23 protein-coding genes are annotated in these 26,458 nt (G+C 60.4%); 17 read left to right on the top strand and 6 right to left on the bottom strand.

All coding sequences use genetic code 11. The features are described 5' to 3' along the window. Positions 1 to 7: 7 nt before the first annotated feature. From tauB to tauD, 3 genes are all read left to right on the top strand, one after another. Positions 8 to 802: a taurine ABC transporter ATP-binding subunit gene (gene tauB, locus B0D71_RS23455; protein WP_103396846.1), complete on the top strand. Its 795-nt coding sequence runs from the start codon at positions 8 to 10 to the stop codon at positions 800 to 802. After that, positions 799 to 1,632 (top strand): taurine ABC transporter permease TauC, encoded by an 834-nt coding sequence (tauC, locus tag B0D71_RS23450; protein ID WP_103396845.1) that lies wholly within the window; start codon positions 799 to 801, stop codon positions 1,630 to 1,632. The genes tauB and tauC overlap by 4 nt, the downstream gene beginning before the upstream one ends. A gap of 81 nt (positions 1,633 to 1,713) precedes the next feature. Beyond that, entirely contained in the window at positions 1,714 to 2,556 is an 843-nt protein-coding gene (gene tauD / locus B0D71_RS23445; RefSeq protein WP_103396844.1) for a taurine dioxygenase, read from the top strand. Positions 2,557 to 2,649: 93 nt separating this feature from the next. Here tauD and mgrA read toward each other — a convergent pair whose 3' ends face one another. Further along, positions 2,650 to 3,687 (bottom strand): L-glyceraldehyde 3-phosphate reductase, encoded by a 1,038-nt coding sequence (mgrA, locus tag B0D71_RS23440; protein ID WP_103396843.1) that lies wholly within the window; start codon positions 3,685 to 3,687, stop codon positions 2,650 to 2,652. Between the two features lie 237 nt (positions 3,688 to 3,924). Between mgrA and B0D71_RS23435 the strand changes: the two genes are divergently transcribed. Further along, positions 3,925 to 4,185: a hypothetical protein gene (locus B0D71_RS23435; RefSeq protein WP_103396842.1), complete on the top strand. Its 261-nt coding sequence runs from the start codon at positions 3,925 to 3,927 to the stop codon at positions 4,183 to 4,185. Positions 4,186 to 4,209: 24 nt separating this feature from the next. On the opposite strand, the gene betT is transcribed toward B0D71_RS23435, so the two are convergent. Both betT and epsC read right to left on the bottom strand, forming a co-directional pair. Beyond that, positions 4,210 to 6,165, bottom strand: a complete 1,956-nt coding sequence (gene betT, locus B0D71_RS23430; protein ID WP_165798747.1) for a choline transporter BetT — start codon at positions 6,163 to 6,165, stop codon at positions 4,210 to 4,212. A 405-nt stretch (positions 6,166 to 6,570) separates the two neighbouring features. Beyond that, complete coding sequence (epsC, locus tag B0D71_RS23420) at positions 6,571 to 7,497, bottom strand: serine O-acetyltransferase EpsC (protein ID WP_103396840.1); 927 nt, start codon at positions 7,495 to 7,497, stop codon at positions 6,571 to 6,573. A 191-nt stretch (positions 7,498 to 7,688) separates the two neighbouring features. Here epsC and B0D71_RS23415 point away from each other — a divergent pair, with 191 nt between their 5' ends. From B0D71_RS23415 to B0D71_RS23350, 13 genes are all read left to right on the top strand, one after another. After that, entirely contained in the window at positions 7,689 to 8,681 is a 993-nt protein-coding gene (locus tag B0D71_RS23415; RefSeq protein ID WP_103396839.1) for a D-cysteine desulfhydrase, read from the top strand. A gap of 302 nt (positions 8,682 to 8,983) precedes the next feature. Then, positions 8,984 to 9,784: a cystine ABC transporter substrate-binding protein gene (gene tcyJ, locus B0D71_RS23410; protein WP_103396838.1), complete on the top strand. Its 801-nt coding sequence runs from the start codon at positions 8,984 to 8,986 to the stop codon at positions 9,782 to 9,784. Beyond that, entirely contained in the window at positions 9,784 to 10,449 is a 666-nt protein-coding gene (gene tcyL / locus B0D71_RS23405; protein ID WP_007983131.1) for a cystine ABC transporter permease, read from the top strand. The genes tcyJ and tcyL overlap by 1 nt, the downstream gene beginning before the upstream one ends. A gap of 4 nt (positions 10,450 to 10,453) precedes the next feature. Beyond that, positions 10,454 to 11,209, top strand: a complete 756-nt coding sequence (gene tcyN, locus B0D71_RS23400) for an L-cystine ABC transporter ATP-binding protein TcyN (protein WP_103396837.1) — start codon at positions 10,454 to 10,456, stop codon at positions 11,207 to 11,209. Between the two features lie 472 nt (positions 11,210 to 11,681). Continuing rightward, positions 11,682 to 12,446: a hypothetical protein gene (locus B0D71_RS23395; protein WP_103396836.1), complete on the top strand. Its 765-nt coding sequence runs from the start codon at positions 11,682 to 11,684 to the stop codon at positions 12,444 to 12,446. Between the two features lie 365 nt (positions 12,447 to 12,811). Then, entirely contained in the window at positions 12,812 to 14,044 is a 1,233-nt protein-coding gene (locus tag B0D71_RS23390) for an SfnB family sulfur acquisition oxidoreductase (RefSeq protein ID WP_103396835.1), read from the top strand. A gap of 23 nt (positions 14,045 to 14,067) precedes the next feature. Beyond that, positions 14,068 to 15,261 carry an SfnB family sulfur acquisition oxidoreductase gene (locus tag B0D71_RS23385; RefSeq protein WP_103396834.1) on the top strand — a complete coding sequence of 398 codons (1,194 nt, stop codon included), beginning with the start codon at positions 14,068 to 14,070 and terminating at the stop codon, positions 15,259 to 15,261. Then, positions 15,261 to 16,619: an LLM class flavin-dependent oxidoreductase gene (locus tag B0D71_RS23380; protein ID WP_103396833.1), complete on the top strand. Its 1,359-nt coding sequence runs from the start codon at positions 15,261 to 15,263 to the stop codon at positions 16,617 to 16,619. Before B0D71_RS23385 ends, B0D71_RS23380 begins: the two co-directional genes overlap by 1 nt. 175 nt (positions 16,620 to 16,794) lie before the next feature. Beyond that, positions 16,795 to 17,604 carry a MetQ/NlpA family ABC transporter substrate-binding protein gene (locus tag B0D71_RS23375; protein ID WP_103396832.1) on the top strand — a complete coding sequence of 270 codons (810 nt, stop codon included), beginning with the start codon at positions 16,795 to 16,797 and terminating at the stop codon, positions 17,602 to 17,604. Positions 17,605 to 17,606: 2 nt separating this feature from the next. Then, on the top strand, positions 17,607 to 18,728 hold the full coding sequence (locus tag B0D71_RS23370; RefSeq protein ID WP_103396831.1) for a methionine ABC transporter ATP-binding protein: 1,122 nt from the start codon (positions 17,607 to 17,609) through the stop codon (positions 18,726 to 18,728). Beyond that, complete coding sequence (locus tag B0D71_RS23365) at positions 18,718 to 19,362, top strand: methionine ABC transporter permease (protein ID WP_103396830.1); 645 nt, start codon at positions 18,718 to 18,720, stop codon at positions 19,360 to 19,362. The genes B0D71_RS23370 and B0D71_RS23365 overlap by 11 nt, the downstream gene beginning before the upstream one ends. Positions 19,363 to 19,886: 524 nt before the next feature. After that, positions 19,887 to 20,243 (top strand): DUF6124 family protein, encoded by a 357-nt coding sequence (locus B0D71_RS23355; RefSeq protein ID WP_103396828.1) that lies wholly within the window; start codon positions 19,887 to 19,889, stop codon positions 20,241 to 20,243. Positions 20,244 to 20,416: 173 nt separating this feature from the next. Continuing rightward, positions 20,417 to 21,046, top strand: coding sequence for a class I SAM-dependent methyltransferase (locus B0D71_RS23350; protein WP_103396827.1), 630 nt, complete (start codon positions 20,417 to 20,419; stop codon positions 21,044 to 21,046). A 98-nt stretch (positions 21,047 to 21,144) separates the two neighbouring features. Here the strand turns inward: B0D71_RS23350 and B0D71_RS23345 are convergent, their stop codons facing one another. Genes B0D71_RS23345 through B0D71_RS23335 form a run of 3 tightly spaced genes read right to left on the bottom strand, consistent with a single transcriptional unit; the run spans position 21,145 to position 26,356 of the window. Then, entirely contained in the window at positions 21,145 to 24,195 is a 3,051-nt protein-coding gene (locus B0D71_RS23345) for an efflux RND transporter permease subunit (RefSeq protein ID WP_103396826.1), read from the bottom strand. Further along, positions 24,192 to 25,256, bottom strand: a complete 1,065-nt coding sequence (locus tag B0D71_RS23340) for an efflux RND transporter periplasmic adaptor subunit (protein ID WP_103396825.1) — start codon at positions 25,254 to 25,256, stop codon at positions 24,192 to 24,194. The genes B0D71_RS23345 and B0D71_RS23340 overlap by 4 nt, the downstream gene beginning before the upstream one ends. Next, on the bottom strand, positions 25,253 to 26,356 hold the full coding sequence (locus tag B0D71_RS23335) for an efflux RND transporter periplasmic adaptor subunit (RefSeq protein WP_103396824.1): 1,104 nt from the start codon (positions 26,354 to 26,356) through the stop codon (positions 25,253 to 25,255). Before B0D71_RS23335 ends, B0D71_RS23340 begins: the two co-directional genes overlap by 4 nt. Between the last annotated feature and the right edge of the window lie 102 nt (positions 26,357 to 26,458).

The raw sequence follows: 26,458 nt of genomic DNA, 5'->3' as shown, positions 1-26,458 counted from the left end.
AACTGCGATGGCTTTGCTACAGCTGGAGCGCATCAGCGCACAGTACCCCGGCAACCCGGAACCGGTGTTGGCGGATATCTCCCTGAGCCTGGGCCCCCGGCAATTGCTGGTCGCCCTCGGCCCGTCCGGCAGTGGCAAGACTTCGCTGTTGAACCTGATTGCCGGTTTCGTCGAACCCAGCGCCGGGCGCATCACCCTTGATGGCGTGCCCGTCAAAGGCCCGAGTGCCGAGCGTGGCGTAGTGTTCCAGGACGATGCGCTGCTGCCGTGGCAAGACGTGCTGGCCAACGTCGGGTTCGGCCTGGAGCTGGCCGGCGTCGCCCGGGACAAACGCGAAGCCCGCGCCCGGGAGATGCTCGCCCTGGTCGATCTGTCCGGTTTTGAACAGCGCCGCATCTGGCAGCTTTCCGGTGGCCAGAAGCAGCGTGTCGGCCTGGCCCGCGCCCTCGCCGCCGACCCGCGCGTGTTGCTCATGGACGAACCGTTCGGTGCCCTCGACGCTTTCACCCGCGAGCAGATGCAGGAGCTGTTGCTGCAAGTCTGGCAACGCACCGCCAAACCGGTGTTCCTGATTACCCACGACATTGAAGAAGCCGTGTTCCTCGCCACCGACCTGATTCTGTTGGCGCCCAACCCAGGGCAAATTGTCGAGCGCCTAAGCCTCGATTTCGGTCAGCGTTATGCCGCCGGTGAGTCGGCTCGCTCGATCAAGTCCGACCCGCGCTTTATCGAAACCCGCGAACACGTACTCGCCAAAGTGTTCTCCCAACGCAGCGCCGCCCAGCGGCAGGAGCACGCATGAGCAGCTACGAAATTCCCGTCGCCGCGATAAAGCCAGGCACGCCCGTGACACCGGCACGACGCAGCTTGAGCACTCGCTGGATCAGTGTGCTGACACTGATCGCTCTCGTTGTTCTTTGGTGGGCCGTAACGGCGACCGGCTTGATCGAGCCGCTGTTCCTGCCGCCACCTTCCGCCGTGCTGCAAAAAGGCTGGCTGCTGGCGACTTCGGGCTACATGGATTCAACCCTGTGGCAGCACCTTGGCGCGAGTCTGAGTCGTATCGGCCTGGGCCTCGGCTTTGCGATTCTCACCGCCGTCCCGGTGGGTATCGCCATCGGCGCCAATCGTATTGCCCGTGGTGTGCTCGATCCGCTGATCGAGTTCTACCGGCCGATTCCGCCGTTGGCCTACCTGCCACTGATCGTGATCTGGTGCGGTATCGGTGAATTGTCGAAAGTGTTGCTGATCTACCTGGCGATCTTCGCCCCGATTGCCATCGCCACCGCCACCGGCGTACGCACGGTCGACCCGGCCAAATTGCGTGCCGCGCAGTCGTTGGGTGCGACACGGGCGCAGTTGATTCGCCACGTGATTTTGCCGAGTGCCTTGCCGGATATCCTGACCGGCGTGCGCATTGGTCTCGGTGTGGGTTGGTCGACTTTGGTCGCCGCCGAACTGATCGCTGCCACCAGCGGCCTGGGCTTCATGGTGCAGTCGGCCGCGCAGTTCCTGGTCACCGATGTGGTGGTACTGGGGATTCTGGTGATCGCACTGATCGCCTTCGCCATGGAATTGGGCCTGCGTGCCCTGCAACGCAAGCTGGTGCCGTGGCATGGTCAGGCCCACTGAATAATTGCCCTGTGAAAACCCTGTGGGAGCGAGCTTGCTCGCTCCCACAAAAAGCACGGCCCCGAATTTAAGAGAACCACCATGAGCCAGTTGACCATCGTTCCCCTTAGCTCCGCCCTCGGCGCGCAAATCAGTGGCATCGACATCAGCCAACCGCTGAACCTGGAACAACGCAATACCATCGAACAAGCCCTGCTCAAGCATCAAGTTCTGTTCTTCCGTGACCAACCAATCACGCCACAACAACAGGCGCGATTCGCGGCGAACTTTGGCGACCTGCACATCCACCCGATCTACCCCAATGTGCCGGAACAGCCGGAAGTGCTGATCCTCGACACCGCCGTCACCGACGTGCGCGACAACGCCATCTGGCACACCGACGTGACCTTCCTGCCGACCCCGGCCATGGGCGCGGTGCTCAGTGCCAAGCTGCTGCCGGAGTTTGGCGGCGATACATTGTGGGCCAGCGGAATTGCCGCGTATGAAGCCCTGTCGGCGCCGATGAAAACCCTGCTCGAAGGCCTGACCGCCACCCACGACTTCACCCGTTCGTTCCCGCTGGAGCGCTATGGCAATACGCCCGACGCGCTGGCCCAATGGGAAGAAGCACGACGCAAGAACCCGCCGCTGTCACACCCGGTGATCCGCACGCACCCGGTAAGCGGGCGCCGCTCACTGTTCGTCAATGAAGGCTTCACCTCGAAGATCAACGAACTGTCGGAAACCGAAAGCGAGGCGATTCTGAAGTTTCTGTTCGCCCATGCGACGCGCCCGGAATTCACCATTCGCTGGCGCTGGCAGCAGGACGACATTGCGTTCTGGGATAACCGCGTGACCCAGCACTATGCAGTCGATGATTACCGGCCGGCGCGGCGGGTGATGCAGCGGGCGACGGTGTTGGGGGATGTGCCGTTTTTCAGATAGATGACTGCTGCGCAGTCAATCGCTGGCAAGCCAGCTCCTACAAAGACGCATATATCCTGTAGGAGCCGGCTTGCCGGCGATGCGATCTGCAGGTTACTCAGCTGTCGAAGGCTTCTCCCAAAGATTGATCCCGCCCTCCTGGGCAAACCGGTCAATCTCCGCCAGCTCCTGCGCACTGAAGCTCAGGTTCTTCAACGCCCCGACGTTCTCGATGATCTGCTCCGGCCGGCTCGCGCCGATCAGTGCCGAGGTCACCCGTGGATCGCGCAGGGTCCAGGCCAGCGCCAGTTGCGCCAGGCTCTGGCCACGACGTTTGGCGATTTCGTTGAGTGCCCGCACCTGGGCGATATTGGCCTCGGACAAGTGCGACGCCTGCAACGAACCACCACCCGGACGATTGACCCGCGCATCCGCCGGCACGCCGTTGAGGTACTTGTCGGTCAGCAATCCCTGCGCCAGCGGCGTGAAGGCAATCACACCGGTACCGAGTTCGTCCGTGGTGTCCAGCAGGTCTTTTTCAACCCAGCGATTGAGCAGGTTGTACGCCGGTTGGTGGATCAGCAAAGGGACCTTCCACTCCTTGAGCAACGCCGCCATTTCCCGGGTTTTCACCCCGGAATAGGACGAAATGCCGATGTACAGCGCCTTGCCCTGCTGCACCGCTGTGGCGAGTGCGCTGGCGGTTTCTTCCAGCGGGGTATCCGGATCGAAACGGTGGGAATAGAAGATGTCGACGTAGTCCACGCCCAGGCGTTGCAGGCTCTGGTCGAGACTGGCCAGCACGTACTTGCGCGAACCACCGCCCTGACCGTAAGGGCCAGGCCACATGTCCCAACCGGCCTTGGTGGAAATGATCAGCTCGTCGCGGTACTGCTTGAAGTCTTCGCGCAGCAAACGGCCGAAGTTAATCTCGGCGCTGCCGTACGGTGGGCCATAGTTGTTGGCCAGGTCGAAATGGTTGATGCCCTGGTCGAACGCCGTGCGCAGCAATGCGCGCTGGGTATCGATCGGCGTGCTGTCGCCAAAGTTGTGCCACAGCCCCAGGGACAGTGCCGGCAGCACCAGCCCGCTACGGCCCACGCGGCGGTAAGGGATGGAGTCGTAGCGGTTTTCGGCAGCGGTGTAAGTCATCGAATCCTCTCTTGTCGGTCTTGAATCTGGTATCGACTGCTTCGCCAGTCGCCCAGCATACGCCCGCACGGACGCCAAAAAACCCGGGGTTCGACTAAATGCTGAAACGTTTCACAGAAATTTGACCGGGGCGCGGAACTCAACAAATCAACGATGGGCTTGCGTGATCAGGCACGGCAGGAACAAAGTCGTAAAAGCAACGAAGAGGCGACACCGATCGCAAGGATGGAGCAAGCGATGCATACCACAATCATCATCACCTTCGGCCTGGTCCTGCTCGCGATGATGCTGTTCATCGGCGAGAAAATCGGCTTCAGCCGTCAGACCCTCACCTACAGTTTCGTGATCCTGTGGCTGGCGTTGACGGTGATCAACGGCGCCATCGGCATAGTGTCCGCCGGTCAGTCGCTGAGTACGGAACTGGGGATAGGCACGATGGTGTTCAGCATTCCGGTGGCGGCGCTGGTGTTGTTCATGGTGCTGAGCGCCGAGAGCTGATCAGTCCCGGCGCCCTGCCCGCGATCAACGCACCAGATGCAGGAACTGCATGTGCCGTTCGTACTGGTCGAGGATGTCGTTGATGATCTGCTCCTTGGTGTAACCCACCAGATCGTAGTCCTGGCTGCCCTCGCTCAAGTGCACTTCGGCCCGGTAGTAACGGCGATTATTGAGTTGCTTGGAACCCATGCCGCCACGGGCGAACGACGGCGTGAAATAGCCGCGCATCTGCACCTGATAAACGAACGGATGTTGATCACCGTGGCCGATTTCCAGACTGACGCTGTCAGTGGCGGGATCGGGGTGCGTCACCACATGCAGACCCTTTTCCCGGAATACGGCAGACACTTCTTCGATCGCCGGCCGCACCGTCGTATCGAGGAAGCGATAAACCTCGTCCCGTGAAGGGAAATGCACGGCCTGGCTCAAGCGTTGCCGCCAGCCGCCACGCCGTGATCCGGATACCGGCGCCAAGGAATGCATCTGTGCAATCTGCTTCTGCGATTCCAGATAAAACGCCTTGTGCAGCCCCCACATCATCAACAACAGAATCAGCGAGAACGGCAGCGAGGTCAGCACCACCGCCGACTTCAACGCATCGATGCTGCCCGAGAACAGCAGCGCGCTGGTCACCAGTGCGGTCATTGCGCCCCAGAACACACGCAGCCATTTCGGCCCGTCTTCATCGGGATTGCCGCCCTTGGCGGACAGCGTCGAGAGCACCACGGTGCCGGAGTCGGCAGAGGTGACAAAAAACACGAAGCTGATGAACACCGTGACCGCGATGACGGTTTTGCTCCACGGGTAGGTTTCCAGCAGCAGATAAAGGGTCATCGACGGGTTGTCGATGGCCGACATGCCGAGCGCGCTCATGCCGTGGTTGAGCACTTGATCGATGGCGCTGTTACCGAAAATCGACATCCACGCCAGGGTGAAGCCGAGCGGAATCAACAGCACGCCGAAGACGAATTCGCGGATAGTCCGGCCACGGGAAATCCGCGCAATGAACAAGCCCACGAACGGCGACCATGCAATCCACCAGGCCCAATAGAACACCGTCCAGCCACCCAGCCAGTCGCTGGGTTTGTCGTAGGCGTAGAGGTCGAAACTTTTCATCGGCAAGGCGCCGAGGTAATCGCCGAGGTTCTGGATCAGGGTGTTGAGCAGGTGCTGGGTGGGGCCGGCGAACAACACGAACAGCAACAGCGCGCAGGCCAGCAGCATGTTGATGTCGGACATGACCCGCACGCCCTTGTCGACGCCGGATACGGCCACGATGATCGCCGCGCCCATCATCAAGGTGATCAGGCCGACCTGAATCCATTGGGTGTGGGCGATGCCGAACAGATAGTCCAGGCCCGAGTTGAGGTGCAAGACGCCGAAGCCCATGTCAGCGCCGAGGCCGAACACCGTGGCGATGATGCCAAAGCCGTCCACCGCGTAACCGATGGGGCCATTGATGCGCTTGCCGATCAGCGGATACAGCGCCGAACGCAGGGCCAATGGCAGGTTATGCCGGTAGGCAAAGTAGGCCAGCGCCATGCCGACAAAGGCGAACACGCCCCAGCCATGCAGGCCCCAGTGCAGAAACAGAATTTGCATCGCCTGGCGCGCCGCATCTGCCGTCCCGGCCTCGCCTTGGGGCGGTTGCAGCATGTGGGTCAGGGGCTCGGACACGCAGAAGAAAAACAGGGTGATGCTGATCCCGGCGGCGAACAACATGCCGGCCCAGGACAGATAACTGAATTCGGGTTCGTCGTGGTCGGCACCGAGCTTGATCTTGCCGTAGCCGGACAAGGCGGTGACCACCACGAAGACCAGATACAGGGTCATCGCCAGCAGGTAATACCAGCCGACCGTGTTGGCCGCCCAGTTTTGCGCCGCCAGCAACCAGGCACCGGCCTGCTCGGGCATGGCGATGACAACGATACCGAACAACAGAATGAAACTCGCCGAGAACCAGAACACCGGCGGATTCATGCGGATCAGTCCGCTTGGAGGGATGGACGATGCACTCATGTACGGTGCACCTCGAAGGGGAAAAACGTGGCTGTAGAAATCGGACTCAGCAAAGGCAAGCCTCCTGTTGTGAGCGGGCAGCGAACCACCGGTTTAACTTGAATGAACGTTCAAGTTAAACATGGATAGGGGGCTAAGGACTAATCGCAGGGCTCAGCGGTCGCCTTCCAACACTAGCTTGAGAACGGAGGATAAGAGGGTACAAATACAATTTGTGGCGAGGGGGCTTGCCCCCGTTGGGTCACGAAGTGGCCCCAAAACCTGCGACCCGGTTTTCCAAGGCAGACCGTGTTGCCTTGATTTGCGGCTGCTGCGCAGCCGAACGGGGGCAAGCCCCCTCGCCACAGGTTTTCAGCAACGACAGGCCTACTTCTGCGCCCCATCATCATGCTGCAGATTCGCCTGGGTCAGGTTGCTGCCCGCTGGCACGCTGCGGGTCAGCCAGACGTTGCCGCCGATGGTCGAGCCCTGGCCGATGGTGATGCGCCCCAGAATCGTCGCCCCGGCATAGATCACCACGTCATCCTCGACAATCGGATGCCGCGGCTGGCCTTTCTGCAACTGGCCGTCTTCGTCCGCCGGGAAGCGTTTGGCACCCAGGGTCACGGCCTGATAAATCCGCACGCGCTCGCCGATGATCGCCGTCTCGCCGATCACCACACCTGTACCGTGGTCGATGAAGAAACTGCGGCCGATCTGCGCGCCGGGGTGGATATCGATGCCGGTGGCCGAGTGGGCGATTTCCGCACTGATCCGCGCCAGCAACGGCAGCCCGGCACGGTACAAATGGTGGGCCAGACGATGATGAATCACCGCCAGAATCCCCGGGTAGCACAACAACACTTCATCGACACTGCGCGCCGCCGGGTCGCCGTGATAGGCCGCCAGCACATCGGTGTCCAACAGGCTGCGCAACCCCGGCAGGGCGAGGGCGAAGTCCTGAATGATCTGGATGGTCTTGGCTTCGACCTCGGTCTCGGCCTGGGCACTGTGGCGCGCGGCGTAGCGCAATTCGAGTCGCGCCTGGGCTAACAGCGCATTCAGCGCCACATCCAGCGTGTGACCGACATAGAAGTCTTCGCTCTCTTCGCGCAGGTCAACCGGCCCCAAGCGCATCGGGAACAGTGCGCCGCACAAGGCTTCGAGAATCTCCGCCATGGCCGCCCGGGAGGGCAGCTCGCGACCGCCCTGCTCGGTACTGGCACGGCCATTTTGTACACGCCACTGTTCACGTGCCGTGCGCAGCTGGCTGACGATGCTCTGCAATTGCCAATGGCTGGAACGCTCACTCACGGTAAAAAACTCCTCACGGGCGACCGGACTGTCTGGCCGCACTGACGACGATTACTTTACGGCAAGGGTCGCGAGGCAAATTAAGAACCAATAATGCTTTGCTCATTACGATTAGCTATAAGCGATTGGCGGTTGCCCCGGCTTTTGGGCGTGCCTATAGTCCTGAGATATTCCACGGCCAGTACGGACCCATGATCAAACAACAGCTTGCCCGCTTTAACCGCCTCGACCTGCTCGGTCAACCCACCGCCCTGGAAAAACTCGAACGCCTGTCGGCCTGGCTGGGCCGCGATGTGTACGTCAAACGCGATGACCTGACGCCGCTGGCGATGGGCGGCAACAAGCTGCGCAAACTCGAGTACCTGGCAGCCGATGCGCTGGCCCAGGGTGCCGACACCTTGATCACCGCCGGCGCGTTGCAATCGAACCACGTGCGCCAGACTGCGGCCATTGCGGCGAAACTGGGTCTGGGCTGCGTAGCCCTTCTGGAAAACCCCCTCGGCACCGATGACAGCAACTACACCGGCAACGGCAACCGGCTGCTGCTCGACCTGTTCGATGCCAAGGTCGAACTGGTGGAAAACCTCGACAACGCCGACGAGCAACTGCAAGCCCTGGCCGACCGACTGCGCAACAACGGCAAGAAGCCGTACCTGGTGCCGATCGGTGGTTCCAATGCGCTGGGCGCCCTGGGCTATGTGCGCGCCGGGCTGGAGCTGGCCGAGCAGATCAAGGACACAGGCCTGACCTTCGCCGCCGTGGTTCTGGCCTCCGGCAGCGCCGGTACCCACAGCGGTCTGGCACTGGCCTTGAGCGAAGCACTGCCGGATCTGCCAGTAATCGGCGTGACGGTTTCGCGCAGCGATGAAGACCAGCGGCCGAAAGTTCAAGGCCTGGCCGAACGCACTGCCGAATTGCTGGGTGTGAGCCTGCCGGCTGCATTCAAAGTCGAGTTGTGGGATGAATATTTCGCCCCACGTTACGGCGAGCCGAATGCCGGGACACTGGCGGCGGTGAAACTGCTGGCGGGTCAGGAAGGCTTGCTACTGGACCCGGTCTACACTGGCAAGGCCATGGCGGGCTTGCTGGACGGGATCGGGCGTCAGCGTTTCGATGAGGGCCCGATTATCTTCCTGCACACCGGCGGGGCTCCGGCGCTGTTTGCCTATAAGGACTTTCTGTAGGAGCGAGCCTGCTCGCGATGGTCGTCAACGATAACGCTGGCAACCTGACACCCCGCGGTGCCCTGTCGTACATCGCGAGCAAGCTAGCTCCTACAGTAGAAACGCAATCTATTCCAAAATTGAATAACCAGAAGATTAATTATTATTTTCCAATCTAAAAACGCCATCATATAGTCATGCTACAGGCGAATTTCCCAAGAGACGCATACGCTGCTTTAAGGCAGGATAGCGCTGTCGCTTAATTCCCGATTTCGCCACATTTTCGCAAAAACGTCTTCCATAAGAAAACACAGGGGCTTGTCATGAATTTTTCCGCACTACGTCGCAATCTGCTGGTGGGTTCGCTCGGCCTGGCACTGAGCGCCGGCCTGATCGGCCAGGCGGTTGCCGGTGAGCAACTGCAACAAATCAAGGACAAAGGCGTGATCAACGTCGGCCTGGAAGGCACCTACCCACCGTTCAGTTTCGTCGATGCCGACGGCAAACTGGCCGGCTTCGAAGTCGAATTCTCCGAAGCCCTGGCCAAAGAGCTGGGCGTGAAGATCAAGCTGCAACCAACCAAATGGGACGGCATCCTCGCCGCTCTGGAATCCAAGCGCCTGGACGCAGTGATCAACCAGGTGACCATCTCCGAAGAGCGTAAGAAGAAGTACGACTTCTCCGAGCCCTACACCGTTTCCGGGATTCAGGCGCTGGTGCTGACGAAGAAGGCCGCCGAGCTGAACATCAAGTCCGCCGCTGACCTGGCCGGCAAGAAAGTCGGTGTTGGCCTGGGCACCAACTACGAACAGTGGGTGAAAGAAAACGTGCCGACTGCCGACATCCGCACCTACGAAGATGATCCGACCAAATTCCAGGACCTGCGTGTCGGCCGTATCGACGCCATCCTGATCGACCGCCTGGCTGCGCTTGAATACGCCAAGAAGGCCAAGGACACCACCGCCGCCGGTGAGGCGTTCTCCCGTCAGGAAGCCGGCATTGCCCTGCGCAAAGGCGAGCCTGAACTGCTGGCCGCGGTGAACAAGGCGATCGACAAACTGCGCGCCGATGGCACCCTGAAAAAGCTCTCGGAAAAATACTTCAACGCTGACGTCACTCAATAATGGAAGAAGCTTTCCAACTCGCACTGGATTCCGCGCCCTTTCTGCTCAAGGGCGCGTACTACACGGTTATCCTCAGCCTGGGCGGGATGTTCTTCGGCCTGGTGATGGGGTTCGGCCTGGCGCTGATGCGCCTGTCGCGCTTCAAACTGGTGAGCTGGATCGCCCGCATCTACGTGTCGTTCTTTCGCGGCACGCCCTTGCTGGTCCAACTGTTCGTGATCTATTACGGCTTGCCGCAATTGGGTCTGGAACTTGATCCGCTGCCGGCGGCCCTGATCGGCTTCTCGCTGAACATGGCTGCCTATGCCTGTGAAATCCTGCGTGCCGCGATCAGCTCCATCGAACGCGGCCAGTGGGAAGCCGCTGCCAGTATCGGTATGACCCGCGCGCAAACCCTGCGCCGGGCCATCCTGCCGCAGGCGATGCGCACCGCATTGCCGCCACTGGGCAACAGTTTCATTTCACTGGTCAAGGACACCGCGCTGGCTGCCACCATCCAGGTGCCGGAACTGTTCCGTCAGGCGCAACTGATCACCGCACGCACCTTCGAAATCTTCACCATGTATCTTGCCGCCGCACTGATCTACTGGGTCCTGGCCACGGTGCTTTCGCACCTGCAGAACCAGTTGGAAGCGCGGGTCAATCGGCACGACCAGGAGTCCTGACCCAATGATTGTCGTGGAAAAACTGACAAAGCAGTTCAAGGGTCAAGTCGTGCTCAACGGCATCGATCTTGAGGTCAAGGAAGGCGAGGTGGTGGCGATCATCGGCCCCAGCGGTTCGGGCAAGACCACCTTCCTGCGTTGCCTGAATTTTCTGGAAGAACCCACCAGCGGCCGGATCAAGGTCGGCGATATCGAAATCGATACCAGCCGCCCCCTGAACCAGCAACAGAGCCTGGTGCGCCGTTTGCGCCAGCATGTGGGTTTCGTCTTCCAGAACTTCAACCTGTTCCCCCATCGCACGGCGCTTGAAAACGTCATCGAAGGCCCGATCGTGGTCAAGAAGACCCCGCACGCCGACGCCGTTGCCCTGGGTAAAAAGCTCCTGGCCAAGGTGGGCCTGGCCGGCAAGGAGGATGCTTACCCGCGTCGCCTCTCCGGCGGTCAGCAACAGCGTGTGGCGATTGCCCGGGCGCTGGCGATGGAGCCGGAAGTGATCCTGTTCGACGAGCCAACCTCGGCCCTCGACCCGGAGCTGGTGGGTGAGGTGCTGGCGACCATCCGCGGCCTCGCCGAAGAGAAGCGCACCATGGTGATCGTCACCCACGAAATGGGTTTTGCCCGGGACGTGGCCAACCGCGTGGTGTTTTTCGACAAGGGCGTGATCGTCGAGCAAGGCGAAGCGAAGGCGCTGTTTGCCAATCCGAAAGAAGAGCGAACTAAACAGTTCCTGAGCAAATTCCTGAACAACGATCACAACTAACAACCCTACGCAACAACGGAAAACTTCCATGGATGGAAGTTACCACCCCTCAAAATACGCCCTCATTAGTACCAAACTAAACTCTTCTGTTCGACATGCCTGCCTTGTACGTACGCGCGGTACATATATAGGCATTACAACAATTAAACAGCGCCAACCAAATCAGATCGTCTATTGCAGAGCGGTGCCGAAGACATGCACAAAGCCGCCCCTATCACTCGGCTTTCAGCAGACAAACTCGACAAACAGACACGGTTTATTTACTTGAAACCGTAGGAGCTTTCTGAATAGCACCCCATACCCGATACAACTAATAAATCTTATTGACACTTGATCCACCCAACTCTTATCTAGTCTCCAGCCAACGACACTCTTCACACTTGAATCATTATTAATTAGTGATTCCTCTATTCGAATTTTAGTTTTTGATATTCCAGAAACGGACTTCGCAGCAAGACTTCAAGGAGACTTCATGAACAGCACCCCGAACAAATCCGGGCTTTCGGCCCCGACCCTGGCGCAATCCAACAAGACCGGCATCAACGTCACTTGCGCGGCGCACCTGCTGATCGACGTGGCGCCCTACCCCACTATGGACGCAGGTGACCTGATCGAACTGTTCTGGGACAACTGCTACGTGGCCTCCCGCGTGCTGACGGCCAATGATGTCGGGCAACCGGTGCAACTGCGGGTGCCTGAAAGTTTTGTCGCTAACGGTACTTCGCGCATCCACTACCGGGTCATGCAGGTTGGCCTGGGGCCGGCGATATCGGCCAGCCGCAACGTGCAGATCAAACTCGACTGCCCCGGCGGCCAACCCTCCGCGCTATGCGGCGATGAAAACCAGTGCCTGGCGCCAGTGAGCATTCCCGAGGCAATTCGCCGTCAGGGGGTCAATTCGAGCCAGGTCAAACGCGGTGTTCCCTTGACCATCGAGCCGTACCTGAACATGGCCGTCGACGACGAAATCACCCTGCGTTGGGGCGATGTGCGCATAGATCTGCCACGGCTCAAGTCCACCGATGTGGGCCAGCCGATCCAGGTCTGGATACCACCGGCCATCATCCTTGAAGCCGGCGAAGACCTGCGGCTGGAAGTGACGTATTGCATTCTCGACCGGGTGGGCAACAATTCCCGCTGGGCACCGGCCCGTACGCTGAAGATCGGTTGTGCCAATCCTTATCTGAAAGTCCCCCCGAAAAAAGTGCTCAAGGCAGCCGAATCCCGCAAGCAATGAACACCGCTTCTGTGGCGAGGGGGCTTGCCCCCGTTGGGCCGCGAAGCGACCCCAAAACCTGCAATCCGGTTATTCCAGTACTCCGTTGACCGAATTTGCGGCTGCTGCGCAACCGAACGGGGGCAAGCCCCCTCGCCACAGGGATTGCGTTCGGCCTTGGAACGCTCTTCTATGCATATTCCTAAAAGTTAGTTCATAAATTATTTATACACGTTTAGGGTATATAAACCGGACCACCGGACATTCTTGTTTTCATGCGCCGCCACAAGCGGCGCTTCCATGAGATGTGAGGTAGGTATGGTCCGGAACACAATCACCCCAGTGCAGATCGCCAGGGCATTGCGTGCAGCCAAGGAGCGGCACTGATGTCCAGTCTGGCAGATGCAATCGTCCAGAGTGACCTGGACATCGCCCCGTTGTTGTTGCCCGCACAAATCTTGCGCAACGATGCACAAGCCATCAAGGCGGCCCACGAACTGGCGAAAGTCGCGCGCCTGCAAGCGGGCAAACGTGACCGGCAGCGCAAGCTCCCATGGTCTGAAATCGAACAGTTCACCCGCAGCGGTCTGGGCAGCATTTCCATCCCCCGCGAGTACGGTGGCCCGCAGGTTTCGTTCGTCACCCTGGCCGAGGTCTTCGCGATCATTTCCGCCGCCGACCCGGCGCTCGGACAGATCCCGCAAAACCAGTTCGGCATCCTTAACCTGATACTCGGCAGCGCCACCGAAGCGCAGAAAGGACAACTGTTCAAAAGCGTCCTCGAGGGCTGGCGCATCGGCAATGCCGGGCCGGAACGCGGCACCAAAAACACCCTGGAACTGAAGGCGCGCCTCAACGCTGACGGCGTCCTCAACGGCCAGAAGTTCTATTCCACCGGTGCCCTGTTCGCCCATTGGGTCGCGGTCAAGGCATTGAACGACGACGGCAAACAAGTGCTGGCATTCATCCGTCGCGGCACGCCGGGATTACGCATCGTCGATGACTGGTCCGGCTTTGGCCAGCGCACCACCGCCAGCGGCACGATTTTGCTCAATAACGTGCAGGTCGAATCCGAACTGGTTGTGGATAACTGGAAGATCAACGACACGCCGAACATCCAGGGTGCCGTCTCGCAACTGATTCAAGCGGCTATCGATGCAGGTATCGCCCGAGGTGCCATCGACGACGCCATCGATTTCGTGAAAACCCGCGCCCGGCCGTGGATCGACGCCAATGTCGAACGGGCCAGCGATGACCTGTACGTGATCGCCGATATCGGCAAGCTGAAAATCGAATTGCACGCCGCCGAAGCGCTGCTGCGCAAGGCCGGACAGGTGCTCGATCAGGTCAGCGCTGTGCCGCTCACCGCCGAGTCTGCCGCCCGTGCCTCGATAGCCGTGGCCGAAGCCAAAGTGCTGACCACCGAGATCTCGTTGCTGGCCAGCGAAAAACTGTTCGAACTGGCCGGCAGCCGCGCGACCCTCGCTGAATTCAACCTCGACCGCCACTGGCGCAACGCCCGCGTGCACACCCTGCACGATCCGGTGCGCTGGAAGTACCACGCCATCGGCGCCTATCGCCTCAACGGCACGCTGCCTAATCGGCATTCCTGGATCTGACGACCAGACATCTGGAGAACAACATGACAAATTCTCAGCACGTCGCGGTCATCACCAGCGATGAACAAGCCCTGATCATTGCCAGCGATCTGGCCGAAGACTTTAAACGCGACAGCGCCCTGCGCGACCGCGAGCGCCGTTTGCCGCACCCGGAGCTGGAGGTATTTTCCCGCTCGGGCCTGTGGGGCATCAGCGTGCCAAAAGAGTATGGCGGCGCCGGTGTTTCCAACGTCACCCTGGCCAGGGTAATTGCACTGATTGCCCAGGCCGACGGCTCACTGGGGCAAATTCCGCAGAACCATTTCTACGCCCTCGAAGTGCTGCGCGTGAACGGCAACCACGAGCAGAAACAACGCCTGTACGCCGAAGTGCTGGCCGGTCAGCGCTTCGGTAATGCCCTCGCCGAACTCGGCACCAAAACCGCACACGACCGCGTCACCAGCCTGACTCGCGACGGCAGCGGGTATCGCATCAATGGTCGCAAGTTCTACGCCACGGGGGCGATTTACGCCCAGCGCATTCCCACTTCGGTCGTGGATGAAAACGGCGTGCAGCAACTGGCGTTCGTCCCACGCAACAGCAAGGGCCTGAGCGTGATCGACGACTGGAGCGGCTTCGGACAGCGCACCACCGGCAGCGGTTCGGTGGTGTTCGAAGATGTCTTTGTTGCCGCTGAAGATGTGATCCCCTTTCAAAGCGCCTTCGAGCGTCCGACCCCGGTCGGCCCGCTGGCGCAGATTCTTCATGCCGCCATCGACACCGGCATCGCCCGCGCCGCCTATGAAGATGCACTGCACTTCGTACGCACCAAAACCCGGCCGTGGATCGACGCCACCCACGAAAAAGCCACGGACGATCCGCTGACCCTGAAGAGCTTCGGCCACCTGAGCATTCGCCTTCACGCCGCCGAGGCACTGCTGGAGCGTGCCGGTGAATACCTCGACAAGGCCCAGGCCGACACGGATGCCGAGACCGTCGCCGCCGCGTCGATTGCCGTCGCCGAAGCCCGCGCCCTCAGCACCGAAGTCTCCCTTGCCGCCGGCAGCACGCTGTTCGAGCTCGCCGGCAGCCAGGCGACCTTGATCGAACATGGCCTCGACCGTCACTGGCGCAACGCCCGGGTGCACACCCTGCACGACCCGGTGCGCTGGAAGTATCACGCCGTCGGTAATTACTACCTCAACGATGAAAACCCGCCACTGCGGGGGACCATTTGATGACCGCCGCGAAAAAGAAAATCCTGCTCAATGCCTTCAACATGAACTGCATCGGGCACATCAACCACGGTTTGTGGACGCACCCGCGCGACACGTCAACCCGCTACAACACGATCGAATACTGGACCGAACTGGCGCAGCTGCTGGAGCGCGGGCTGTTCGACGGCCTGTTCATCGCCGACATCGTCGGGGTCTACGACGTCTACCAGAATTCGGTGGACGTGCCGCTCAAAGAGTCGATCCAGCTACCGGTCAACGATCCGCTGTTGCTGGTCTCGGCCATGGCCGCGGTGACCAGAAACCTCGGTTTCGGCCTGACCGCCAACCTCACCTACGAGGCGCCGTATCTGTTCGCCCGCCGCCTGTCGACGCTGGATCACCTGAGCCGTGGGCGTGTCGGCTGGAACATCGTCACCGGCTATCTCGACAGCGCCGCCAAGGCCATGGGCCTAAGCGAACAGGTCGAGCATGACCGTCGTTATGACCAGGCCGACGAGTACCTGGAGGTGCTCTACAAACTCTTGGAAGGCAGCTGGGAAAACGGCGCGGTGCTCAACGATCCGCAGCAGCGGGTCTACGCGCAGCCTGAAAAAGTGCACAAGGTCGAGCACAAGGGCGAGTTCTATCAGGTCGAGGGTTATCACCTCTGCGAACCCTCACCGCAGCGCACGCCGGTGCTGTTCCAGGCCGGCAGTTCGGATCGCGGATTGCTGTTCGCCGGGCGACATGCCGAGTGCGTGTTCATCAGTGGCCAGACCAAGGCATCGACCAAGGCGCAGGTAGACAAGGTGCGCGCCAGCGCCGTCGAAGCCGGGCGCAATCCCGAGGACATCAAGGTGTTCATGGGGCTGAACGTGATCGTCGGCGCCACCGAGGAACTGGCCTGGGCCAAGCATGCCGAATACCTGAGCTTCGCCAGTGCCGAGGCCGGCGTAGCGCACTTTTCGGCGTCCACCGGGATCGATTTTTCCCAATATGAAATCGACGAGCCGATCCAGTACGTGAAGAGCAACGCCATCCAGTCCGCCACCAAACACCTGCAAAACAACGACTGGACCCGGCGCAGATTGCTGGAACAACACGCCCTCGGCGGTCGCTACATCACCGTGGTCGGTTCACCGCAGCAAGTAGCCGATGAGCTGGAATCGTGGATCGCCGAAACCGGACTGGATGGCTTCAACCTGACCCGCATCGTCACGCCGGAAAGCTATGAGGACTTCATTGAATTGGTGATCCCCGAGTTGCAGCGTCGAGGCTCATACAAGACGGCGTACGACAACGGCACCTTGCGCGAAAAGCTGTTTCAGCGCGAAGCACATTTGCCTGAGCAACATACCGGCTCGGCATACCGCCGCTAACCCTGTGGCGAGGGGGCTTGCCCCCGTTCGACTGCGCAGCAGTCGCGAGACCAGTAGTCGAGTTTTAACTGACACACCTCATTGAAGTCTTTGGGGCCGCTGCGCGGCCCAACGGGGGCAAGCCCCCTCGCCACAAATACGCGTACACATTAAATAATTGACTGGAAAATACATCATGAAAAAGCACTACCTCTCTCACCCAGTCAAAGCACTGGCCCTGGCCCTCGGCCTGTTCAGCTCGGTGACCTTCGCCGCCGACGCGCCCCTGAAAATCGGCACCACCGCCGCCTTCGCCATCCCCCTGGAAGCAGCGGTCGAAGAAGCCGGCAAACAAGGCCTGAAAGTCGAGTTGGTGGAGTTCACCGACTGGATCGCGCCGAACGTCAGCCTCGCCGCCGGCGACATCGACGTGAACTACTTCCAGCACATCCCGTTCCTGGAAAACGCCAAGGCTGCGTCAGGTTTCGACCTGGTGCCATTCGCGCCGGGCATCATCAACAACGTCGGCCTCTACTCGAAGAAATACAAAAGCTTCGACGAACTGCCACAAGGCGCCAGCGTGGCTATCGCCAACGATCCGATCAACAGCGGTCGTGGCTTGCAGCTGCTGGCCAAGGCCGGGCTGATCACCCTCAAGCCCGGCGTCGGCTACAAGGCCACCGAAGAAGACATCATCGCCAACCCGAAGAAAATCAAGATCCTCCAGGTCGAAGCCGTGCAACTGGTACGTGCCTATGACGATGCCGATCTGGTGCAGGGCTACCCCGCCTACATTCGCTTGTCGAAAACCTTCGATGCAGGCTCCGCGCTGCTGTTCGACGGGCTCGATCACAAGGAATACGTGATCCAGTTCGTGATCCAGCCCAAGAGCAAAACCGACCCGCGCCTGATCAAGTTCGTCGACATCTACCAGCACTCACCCGCTGTGCGCGCCGCGTTGGATAAAGCTCACGGCAAGCTCTACCAAGCTGGTTGGGAAAGCTGAGCATGACCGCCGCCATCCAACGGCGACTGGAAATTCCAGAGCCGCAAAGCGCCGAGCGCACTGAGCTGCACCCCGAACTCAACCATGCCCACGTCCGCTTCATCGGCCTGGGCAAAACCTACAACGGCCAGCAAGGACCGGTGGCTGCATTACACGGCATCGACCTGGCAATCCAGCGCGGCGAAGTGTTCGGCATCATTGGTCGCAGCGGCGCCGGCAAGTCGTCGCTGATCCGTACCATCAATCGCCTGGAACAACCGAGCAGCGGTCGAGTGCTGATCGATCAGGTGGACATCGGCGAGTTCGACGAAGACCGCCTGGTGGCGCTGCGTCGGCGCATCGGCATGATCTTCCAGCACTTCAATCTGATGTCGGCCAAGACCGTTTGGCAGAACGTCGAACTGCCGCTGAAAGTCGCTGGCGTGCCCAAGGAAAAACGCGAGCGGAAAGTCCGTGAATTGCTGGAACTGGTCGGCTTGCAGGCCAAACACAAGGCTTACCCGGCGCAGTTGTCCGGTGGGCAGAAACAGCGCGTGGGCATTGCCCGGGCGCTGGTGCATGACCCGCAAATCCTGCTGTGCGACGAAGCCACCTCGGCACTCGACCCCGAGACCACGCAATCGATTCTCGGCCTGCTGTGCGAGATCAACCGACGCCTGGGGCTGACCATCGTTTTGATCACCCACGAGATGGCAGTGATCCGTGAAATCTGTGATCGCGTGGTCGTCCTCGAACACGGGCGCGTCGTCGAGCAAGGGCCGGTGTGGGAAGTGTTCGGCAATCCGCAGCACGAGGTCAGCAAGACGCTGCTGGCGCCGCTGCAACATGCATTGCCCAAAGAGCTGCAAAGCCGTTTGCAGCCGCAGCCAAAGTCCTCCGATGCCGCCGTGGTCCTGCGCTTGCAGTTCACCGGCAGCCAACGCGACGAACCGGACCTGGCCGCACTATTCAGCGCCCTCGGAGGCCGTGTGCGATTGCTGCAAGGCGGCGTGGAACGGATTCAGGGCCATGCACTTGGACAACTGCTGCTGGCGGTGACCGGCTCGTCCCTCGGTGCCGATGAATTGCGTCAACGCGCCGGTCAATGGGCGCAACAGGTGGAGGTGCTGGGTTATGTGGTTTGATCGCTTGCTGCAGGGTTTTATCGACACATTCTTGATGGTCGGCGTGTCGTCGCTGATCGCGTTGTTGGCGGGCATTCCGCTGGCGGTGATCCTGGTCACCAGTTCCAAGGGTGGCATCTACGAAGCCCCGGGGCTGAACCGCGTTTTGGGTGCTTTCGTGAACCTGTTTCGCTCGGTTCCGTTTCTGATTTTGATGGTGGCGCTGATTCCGTTCACCCGATTGATCGTCGGTACCACCTACGGCGTTTGGGCGGCCGTGGTGCCGCTGACCATCGCCGCCACGCCGTTCTTTGCGCGCATTGCCGAGGTCAGTTTGCGCGAGGTCGATCACGGACTGATCGAAGCGGCGCAAGCCATGGGCTGCCGGCGCGGGCACATCGTCTGGCATGTGTTGTTGCCAGAAGCGCTGCCGGGGATTGTCGGCGGGTTCACCATCACTTTGGTGACAATGATCAACTCATCGGCCATGGCCGGGGCGATTGGTGCGGGCGGGCTGGGGGACATTGCCTACCGGTATGGGTATCAGCGCTTTGATAGCCAGATCATGTTGACGGTGATTGTGTTGCTGGTGGCGTTGGTGGCGGTGATTCAACTCGGTGGGGATCGGTTGGCTCGGGGGTTGAACAAGCGCTAGGCATCTTGCGCGAACTCTTTGTGGCGAGGGGGCTTGCCCCCGTTGGGGCGCGAAGCGGCCCTAAAACCATTCAATGAGTTGTGTCAGAAAAAACGAGGCCGCTGGTTTTACGACTGCTGCGCAGTCGAACGGGGGCAAGCCCCCTCGCCACAGGTCATTACATGCTTCCAGAGGGAAGTTTTCGTACAGGGAAATCAGCGGTTTTGCAGGCCTGTTCCCTTTCCTTTGCAGGACATTTCCTAGATCATTTCGCTCGCTTGCGCCTGCCGATTTCCGTGGCTAGTCTCGGCCCGTCACTGCATATCAGTGATCGGGTTTAGTAGCCCGGAACAATAGGCGCATAGCGATTCCATACCCATGTCCGGCAAGTTTTGCCGCATGCAGAATATGGTGGCTGTGCGTGGGGCATCTTCGGGTGCACCGGTTTCTCCTATTGACCGGCCTACTAACCTGCGTACAGCCGCCACCCAATCGTTTAGTAGGCGATAAGTGATGGCTCCCATGCAGCAATAGGAGTAACACTCATGGAAAAATCCGTTCCCGATCCGCCTACCGAAAATCCCGCCAACGAAACCGCCACTGAAGACCCCCTCAGGGATCGCTCAGCGCTTTACCGTGCGATTGATTTCTACCTCACCGGCAAGCAACCCACACCCCCTGATGAAATGCGCTTCTACAACGTCAGCAAAGACGTGAGCTTTGAAGACCCCCAACTCTATGTCGCCGACCTACTGCGTTGTGCTTCGGTCACGGCGTATCAGTGTGGCGATCAACTCAAGGGCGCCGACCGGGCGATGGTGTACTCGATCTGGCATTTGCTGGAAATTGCCAAGGCGATGGTGGATCACTCCATTGAGTGTCTGGGGATGAAAAAGGGCTGAGTCATTTGTTGTCTGTGCCACCGCCATCGCGGGCAAGCCCGCTCCTACAGGACGGCGTACTGGTTCAAACGCCGCGGTACCTGTAGGAGCGGGCTTGCCCGCGATGGGCTGCGCAGCAGCCCCCGGCGCCATGGCGTATATTCGGCAAATCCCAATGACCTGCGCAGCCGACCATGAAGCAAACACCCGACGACCTCGAACAGATCACCGCCACGACCCTGGGCCACTACAACTCGACGGCCGAAAGTTTCCGTGAAGGCACGCGTGATCACGACGTCAGCCAGAACATCGATGCCCTGTTGCGGCATATTCAGGGCGAAGCGCCTTTTGACATTCTCGACTTCGGCTGCGGGCCAGGCCGAGATCTGCAAACCTTCACCCGCATGGGGCACAAGGCGGTCGGCCTCGACGGTTCGGAAAAGTTTGCGCAGATGGCCCGCGAGGACAGCGATTGTGAGGTGTGGCAGCAGGACTTCCTGAAGCTCGATCTGCCGGCCGAACGTTTCGATGGAGTTTTTGCCAATGCGGTGCTGTTTCATGTTCCGCGCCAGGAGTTGCCACGGGTGTTAAAGCAGTTGTGGGGAACACTCAAGCCGGGTGGCGTGTTGTTCAGTTCCAATCCCCGTGGCGAGAACCAGGAAGGCTGGAATGGGCCGCGTTATGGGTCGTACCACGACCTGGCGGCCTGGCAGCAATTGTTGGTCGAGGCGGGGTTTGTGGAGCTTGAGCATTACTACCGGCCAGCAGGGCTGCCGCGGGAGCAGCAGCCTTGGTTGGCGAGTGTCTGGCGTAAAGCTGTGTAGCCCATTCGGACGCCATCGCGGCAAGCCCGCTCCTACAGGGATTGCGCTGAACCCTGTGGGAGCGGACTTGCCCGCGATGAGCGCGCAGCGCTAGCTTTTTAAACAGCCTCTTTCTTCGGCTCGCGAATCTTGTACCAGGCCACATACAGCGCCGGCAAAAACAGCAGCGTCAGCAAGGTAGCGATGACGATCCCGCCGATCATCGCGTAGGCCATCGGCCCCCAGAACACTTCCCGGGCAATCGGGATCATCCCCATGCTCGCCGCCGCCGCGGTCAGCAGGATCGGCCGACGTCGATGCTCGGTGGCCTGCACCACCGCATCCCACGGCGTATAGCCCTTCTGCTCGTAATCGTCGATCTGGGTCACCAGGATCACCGAGTTACGAATGATGATACCGATCAACGCCAGAATCCCGAGGATCGCCACGAAGCCCATTGGCGTACCGGTAGGCACCAGCGCAATCACCACGCCGATCAACCCCAGTGGTGCGACGCTGGCCACCAGGAACAGCTTCTGTACGCTGTGCAGCTGGATCATCAGGAAGGTCGCCATCATGAACAACATCAGCGGCACAACCTTGGCAATCGGCCCTTGGGCCTTGCCGCTTTCCTCCACCGTACCGCCGGTGGCGACTTTGTAGCCCGCCGGCAATTTGGCAGCGAAGTCGTCGATGGACGGCTTGAGGATTTTCACCAGGTCCGTCGGCTGGATCTCGTCGCGTATCGCCGCCTTGATGGTGATGGTTGGCAGGCGATCCCTACGCCATACCAACGGCTGCTCCAGTTCGTAGCGCACCGTGGCGAATGCCAGCAGCGGAATCGACGTGCCGCTCGGCGTGACGATTTGCAGGTTCTGCAGGGTTTCCGGCGTACCGCGTTCGGAATCCACCGCACGACCGACCACGTTGATCAGGTAAATGTCGTCATCGACCTGGGTCACCGTCTGGCCGCTGACGATGCCGTTCATCAGGTTGGCCACATCCTCGGAAGACAAGCCCAACTGCCGCGCCTTGTCCTGGGCGATGTCGATGCGCAGGACTTTGCCCGGTTCGTTCCAGTCGTAGATGATCTCGCCAATGTGCGGGTTCTTGTCCAGCTCGGTGGCCAGGTCGATGGCATGGCGGCGCACCTGGTCGATGTCCTTGCCGCTGACCCGGTACTGGATCGGACGCCCTACCGGCGGGCCCATTTCCAGTGCCTGGACATAACTGCCGATGCCGACGAAGTCGTTGCGCAAGCGCTCGCGAATCTTCTGCATCATGGCTTCACGGGTATGGCCTTTGCTGACGATCACCAACTGCGCGTAGAACGGGTTTTGCAGTTGCTGGTCCAGTGGCAGATAGAAACGGATGGCGCCCTGACCGATGTAGGTGCTCCAGCGCACGATGTCCGGATCGTCCTTGAGCGTGGCTTCGAGACGATCGACGGCCCGGCGGGTTTCGTCGATCGAGGCGTTTTGCGGCAGGTTCAGGTCCACCAGGATTTCCGGACGATCCGAAGACGGGAAGAACTGGTTCTGCACATAGCGCATGCTGAACAGCGCCAGCACAAAACACAGCACCGTAATGCCGATGGCCCACCAGCGATTGCGCATGCACCACAGCAGCCCGCCGTTGAACGCTTTGCCGATGCGCCCGGGTTCGCCTTCGTGGGGTTTCACGTTGGCGCTGAGAATGTGCACGCCGATCACCGGCGCAAACAGTACCGCCACCACCCATGACACCAGCATCGCGCAGGCAATCACCGCAAACAGGGTGTAGGTGTACTCACCCGCAGAGCTCGCGTTCAAGCCGATCGGCACGAAGCCCGCCACGGTCACCAGCGTACCGGTGAGCATCGGGAACGCCGTGGAGGTGTAGGCGAAGGTCGCGGCCTGCTCCTTGGTATCACCCAACTCCAGGCGCGTGACCATCATCTCCACGGTGATCATCGCATCGTCCACCAACAGGCCGAGGGCGATGATCAGTGCACCGAGCGAAATCCGCTGCATGGTGATGCCGCTGTACTCCATGAACACGAACACCATGGCCAGCACCAACGGGATCGAGCACGCCACCACCAGCCCGGCGCGCACGCCAAGGCTGACGAAGCTGACCAGCAGTACGATCACCACCGCTTCGAACAACGCACTGGTAAAGCCGCCGACGGCTTCTTCCACCACCACGGCCTGGTCGGAGACGTTGTAGATGCCGACCCCCACCGGCAGGTCGGCGGTCAACTGATCGATACGGGTGTGCAACGCCTTGCCGAACGCCTGGACGTTGCCACCCTTCTGCATGGCAATCGCCAGGCCGATGGCCGGTTTGCCGTTGAAGCGGAATTCCGGCGAGGACGGATCGACATAGCCGCGACTGATTTCGGCAATGTCGGCCAGACGATAGTAGCGGTCGTTGAGCTTGAGGTTGACCTCGGCCAGGTCTTTCTCCGAAGCGAACTTCCCTGAAGTGCGCACCGAAATCCGCTCCGGCCCGGCTTCGATGACACCCGCCGGGGTCACGGCGTTCTGCGATTGCAGGCTCTGCACCACCTGACGCTCATCGATGCCCAGCGCGGCGAGTTTGCGCGTGGAGAAGTTCAGGTACAGCACTTCGTCCTGCTGGCCGACCATTTCAATTTTGCCCAGCCCCGGCACCCCGCGAATTTCCATGCGGGCCTGTTCCACGTAATCGCGCAACTGGCGCATGGTCAGGCCATCGGCGGTGAAGGCGTAGATCGACCCGAAGACGTCACCGAACTCGTCGTTGAACGACGGCCCCTGTATGCCCTGCGGGAACTGGTACTTGATGTCGTTGATCTTCTTGCGCACCTGGTACCAGATTTCCGGGATGTCCTTGGCACTGGTGGTGTCGCGCAGGTACACGTACACCGTCGATTCACCGGGGCGCGTGTAGCTTTTCACATAGTCGAGCGAATCGAGCTCTTCGAGCTTTTTCTCGATCCGGTCGGTGATCTGCTTGAGGGTTTCCTCCTGGGTCGCCCCCGGCCATTTGCTCTGGATCACCATGGTTTTGATGGTGAACGAAGGGTCTTCTTCACGCCCAAGGTTGAAGTACGAGAACACACCCATCAGCAACGCGACGAACATCAGATACCAGATGAACGACTGATGCTTGAGGGCCCATTCCGAGAGGTTGAAAGGCCCTTTCATTGACTGTCCTCGTCGATTTTCACTGGTTGCCCCGGCTTGAGGCTGTTCACACCGGCACTGACCACTCGCTCGCCGTTCTTCACGCCGCCAGCCAGCACCACGGTGCTGTCGGTGCGGCTGATCACGGTGATGTCACGAGGGGAGACGGTTTTACTCTGTGCATCAATCACCCAGATGCGTGGCTTGCCATCGACCTCCTGCAGCGCGGTGATCGGCAGTTCGATGCGCGGCTTGATCGCCGAGCTCAGGGTGACGCTGATGGCCGTGCCAAGACGAAAGCCTTCTGGCGTTTCGGCCAGGGTCAGGCGAGCGCGACGGGTGCGCGTGGCGCTTTGAGCCTGAGGCTCGATTTCACGGATGATCGCGGTGGTGTTGGTGTTCGGATCGAGTTGCGTCGCGACCAGGAACACCACGTCGCTGGGCAGTTGGTCGACCAGGGTATCGGGCAGATCGATCACCGCTTCCTTGATGTCCGGTTGCGCCAGGGTCACCACTTGCTGACCCGCCGAGACCACTTGCCCGGCCTCGGCGCTCCACGCGGTGACCACGGCTTTATGATCGGCGCGCAGCTCGGTGTAGCCCAGTTGGTCCTTGCTCTGGTTGACGGCCGCCCGGGCCTGATCGAGGGAGGCCTGGGTGGTTTTCAGGTCCGTATTGGCTTCATCCAGTTGCGCCTGCGCGCCGACCCCGCGGTCAAACAAGGCTTGCTGACGCTGGGCGGTGGCTTTGGCGTTGATCAGTTGCGCCTGGATTTTCGCCAGATCGCCCTGGGCCGAACGCAATTGGTTCTGTTGATCCGAAGGATCGAGGGTGGCGAGCAACGTGCCCTTCTCCACCTCGGTGCCGACATCGACGTTACGGCTGGCGATTCGCCCACCCACGCGGAACCCGGTATTGCTTTCATAGCGTGCCTGGATACTGCCGGCGAAGCGGCCCAGGTCCTCTTCGTTCAAGGCCTGAACCTTGATCGACAACACCGGCCGAACCGGTGCCGGCGGCGGTTCACTCTTGGAACAGGCGCTCAGCACCAGCCCGATGGACAACGCCCATAAAGGCTTCATGGCTTTGCTCCCCACGTCAGATCCTTGTAAGTGTTTTCGGCAATCTCGACTTCCATGTCCGGGTGCAGCAACTGCCCGCCCGCAATGATGACTTTGTCGCCGTCCTTCAACCCGTCGCTGACGATGATCTTGCCGGTCAGGTAGCGACTGACCGTCACCGTATGCAACTGGGCCTTGCCCTTGTCGTCGACGATCCAGACTGCAGGTTCACTGATGTTTTTTGTCAGTGCCGACCACGGCAACTCGATGACCGACTTGCCCGACCCCCTGGCCGTGGCGCTCACCACCGAGCCCAATTGCATACCGTCGGGCAGGCTGTTGAGGCCGACCTTGACCTGCACGGTGCCCGATTGCGCCGACACCGACGGGGTGACTTCACGCACGGTGCCAGTGGTTTTGATCGCAGGGTTGTCGAGCAGGCTCAGGACAATGGTTTGATCCTTGGGCTTCTCCGCCAGCAGCGATTCATAGACGTTGAACACCGCATCGCGGTCGCCGTCCCGGGCCAGGCTGAAGATCGGCATCGTCGCCTGAACCACTTGGCCGACTTCTGCCTGGCGCTCGGTAATGATCCCCGGTGCATCGGCAATCAACGCCGTATAGCTCAACTGATCCCTGGCATTGGCCAACTGCGCCTGGGCCGCGCTCAAGGCGCTCTGGCTGCTGTGCAAGGTGGCTTGGGCCGAGTCATATTCGCTCTGGCTGGTGTAACCCTTGGGCAGGAGTTTTTGCTGACGCACGAATGCCGCCGCGCTCTGCTTCACCCGCGCCTGTTCGGCGACCACTTGCGCCTGGGCCGAGTCGACGTTGGTCTGCAGATCCTTGGGGTCGAGCCGGGCGAGCACTTGCTTGGCGGTCACACGATCGCCAACGTCAACCGAGCGCTGGATGATCTTGCCACCGACACGGAAGGACAGCTCCGTCTGTACCCGCGCCTGGATATCGCCGGTGAGGGTGACCGATGCTGCGTAATCCGCTGGCTTGACGACCTGCACGAACACCCGTGGCAGGTATTCCTGCACGGGTTTTTTCTCCTCGCACGCCGTTAGCAGGGTGACGACACTCAAGGCCATTACTACTTTTAATCCGGGACCCGCCATGCAAACTCCTTGGCCTTTTTTATGGACAACTCGACAGAGAGCTTAGAACAGACTTGAAACCTTGCACGAGCGTCTTATGAAGAAAAAATTCACACTTTTTAA

The sequence above is a fragment of the Pseudomonas laurylsulfativorans genome, from assembly GCF_002906155.1.
Taxonomy (GTDB): Bacteria; Pseudomonadota; Gammaproteobacteria; order Pseudomonadales; family Pseudomonadaceae; genus Aquipseudomonas; species Aquipseudomonas laurylsulfativorans.
Note: the sequence above shows the minus strand (reverse complement) of the source record. Positions and strands in the feature narration are given on the sequence as shown.

Excerpts from the sequence above, each read along its gene's own strand:
- betT (WP_165798747.1), bottom strand. The coding sequence starts at position 6,165 with ATGAATCCGCCGGTGTTCTGGTTCTCGGCGAGTTTCATTCTGTTGTTC.
- tcyN (WP_103396837.1), top strand. The coding sequence starts at position 10,454 with ATGATTGTCGTGGAAAAACTGACAAAGCAGTTCAAGGGTCAAGTCGTG.
- B0D71_RS23365 (WP_103396830.1), top strand. The coding sequence starts at position 18,718 with ATGTGGTTTGATCGCTTGCTGCAGGGTTTTATCGACACATTCTTGATG.
- B0D71_RS23335 (WP_103396824.1), bottom strand. The coding sequence starts at position 26,356 with ATGGCGGGTCCCGGATTAAAAGTAGTAATGGCCTTGAGTGTCGTCACC.
- B0D71_RS23370 (WP_103396831.1), top strand. The coding sequence starts at position 17,607 with ATGACCGCCGCCATCCAACGGCGACTGGAAATTCCAGAGCCGCAAAGC.
- tauD (WP_103396844.1), top strand. The coding sequence starts at position 1,714 with ATGAGCCAGTTGACCATCGTTCCCCTTAGCTCCGCCCTCGGCGCGCAA.
- B0D71_RS23435 (WP_103396842.1), top strand. The coding sequence starts at position 3,925 with ATGCATACCACAATCATCATCACCTTCGGCCTGGTCCTGCTCGCGATG.
- B0D71_RS23415 (WP_103396839.1), top strand. The coding sequence starts at position 7,689 with ATGATCAAACAACAGCTTGCCCGCTTTAACCGCCTCGACCTGCTCGGT.
- mgrA (WP_103396843.1), bottom strand. The coding sequence starts at position 3,687 with ATGACTTACACCGCTGCCGAAAACCGCTACGACTCCATCCCTTACCGC.
- B0D71_RS23385 (WP_103396834.1), top strand. The coding sequence starts at position 14,068 with ATGACAAATTCTCAGCACGTCGCGGTCATCACCAGCGATGAACAAGCC.
- B0D71_RS23380 (WP_103396833.1), top strand. The coding sequence starts at position 15,261 with ATGACCGCCGCGAAAAAGAAAATCCTGCTCAATGCCTTCAACATGAAC.
- B0D71_RS23345 (WP_103396826.1), bottom strand. The coding sequence starts at position 24,195 with ATGAAAGGGCCTTTCAACCTCTCGGAATGGGCCCTCAAGCATCAGTCG.
- tauC (WP_103396845.1), top strand. The coding sequence starts at position 799 with ATGAGCAGCTACGAAATTCCCGTCGCCGCGATAAAGCCAGGCACGCCC.
- B0D71_RS23395 (WP_103396836.1), top strand. The coding sequence starts at position 11,682 with ATGAACAGCACCCCGAACAAATCCGGGCTTTCGGCCCCGACCCTGGCG.
- B0D71_RS23350 (WP_103396827.1), top strand. The coding sequence starts at position 20,417 with ATGAAGCAAACACCCGACGACCTCGAACAGATCACCGCCACGACCCTG.
- B0D71_RS23340 (WP_103396825.1), bottom strand. The coding sequence starts at position 25,256 with ATGAAGCCTTTATGGGCGTTGTCCATCGGGCTGGTGCTGAGCGCCTGT.
- B0D71_RS23375 (WP_103396832.1), top strand. The coding sequence starts at position 16,795 with ATGAAAAAGCACTACCTCTCTCACCCAGTCAAAGCACTGGCCCTGGCC.
- tcyJ (WP_103396838.1), top strand. The coding sequence starts at position 8,984 with ATGAATTTTTCCGCACTACGTCGCAATCTGCTGGTGGGTTCGCTCGGC.
- B0D71_RS23355 (WP_103396828.1), top strand. The coding sequence starts at position 19,887 with ATGGAAAAATCCGTTCCCGATCCGCCTACCGAAAATCCCGCCAACGAA.
- tcyL (WP_007983131.1), top strand. The coding sequence starts at position 9,784 with ATGGAAGAAGCTTTCCAACTCGCACTGGATTCCGCGCCCTTTCTGCTC.
- tauB (WP_103396846.1), top strand. The coding sequence starts at position 8 with ATGGCTTTGCTACAGCTGGAGCGCATCAGCGCACAGTACCCCGGCAAC.
- B0D71_RS23390 (WP_103396835.1), top strand. The coding sequence starts at position 12,812 with ATGTCCAGTCTGGCAGATGCAATCGTCCAGAGTGACCTGGACATCGCC.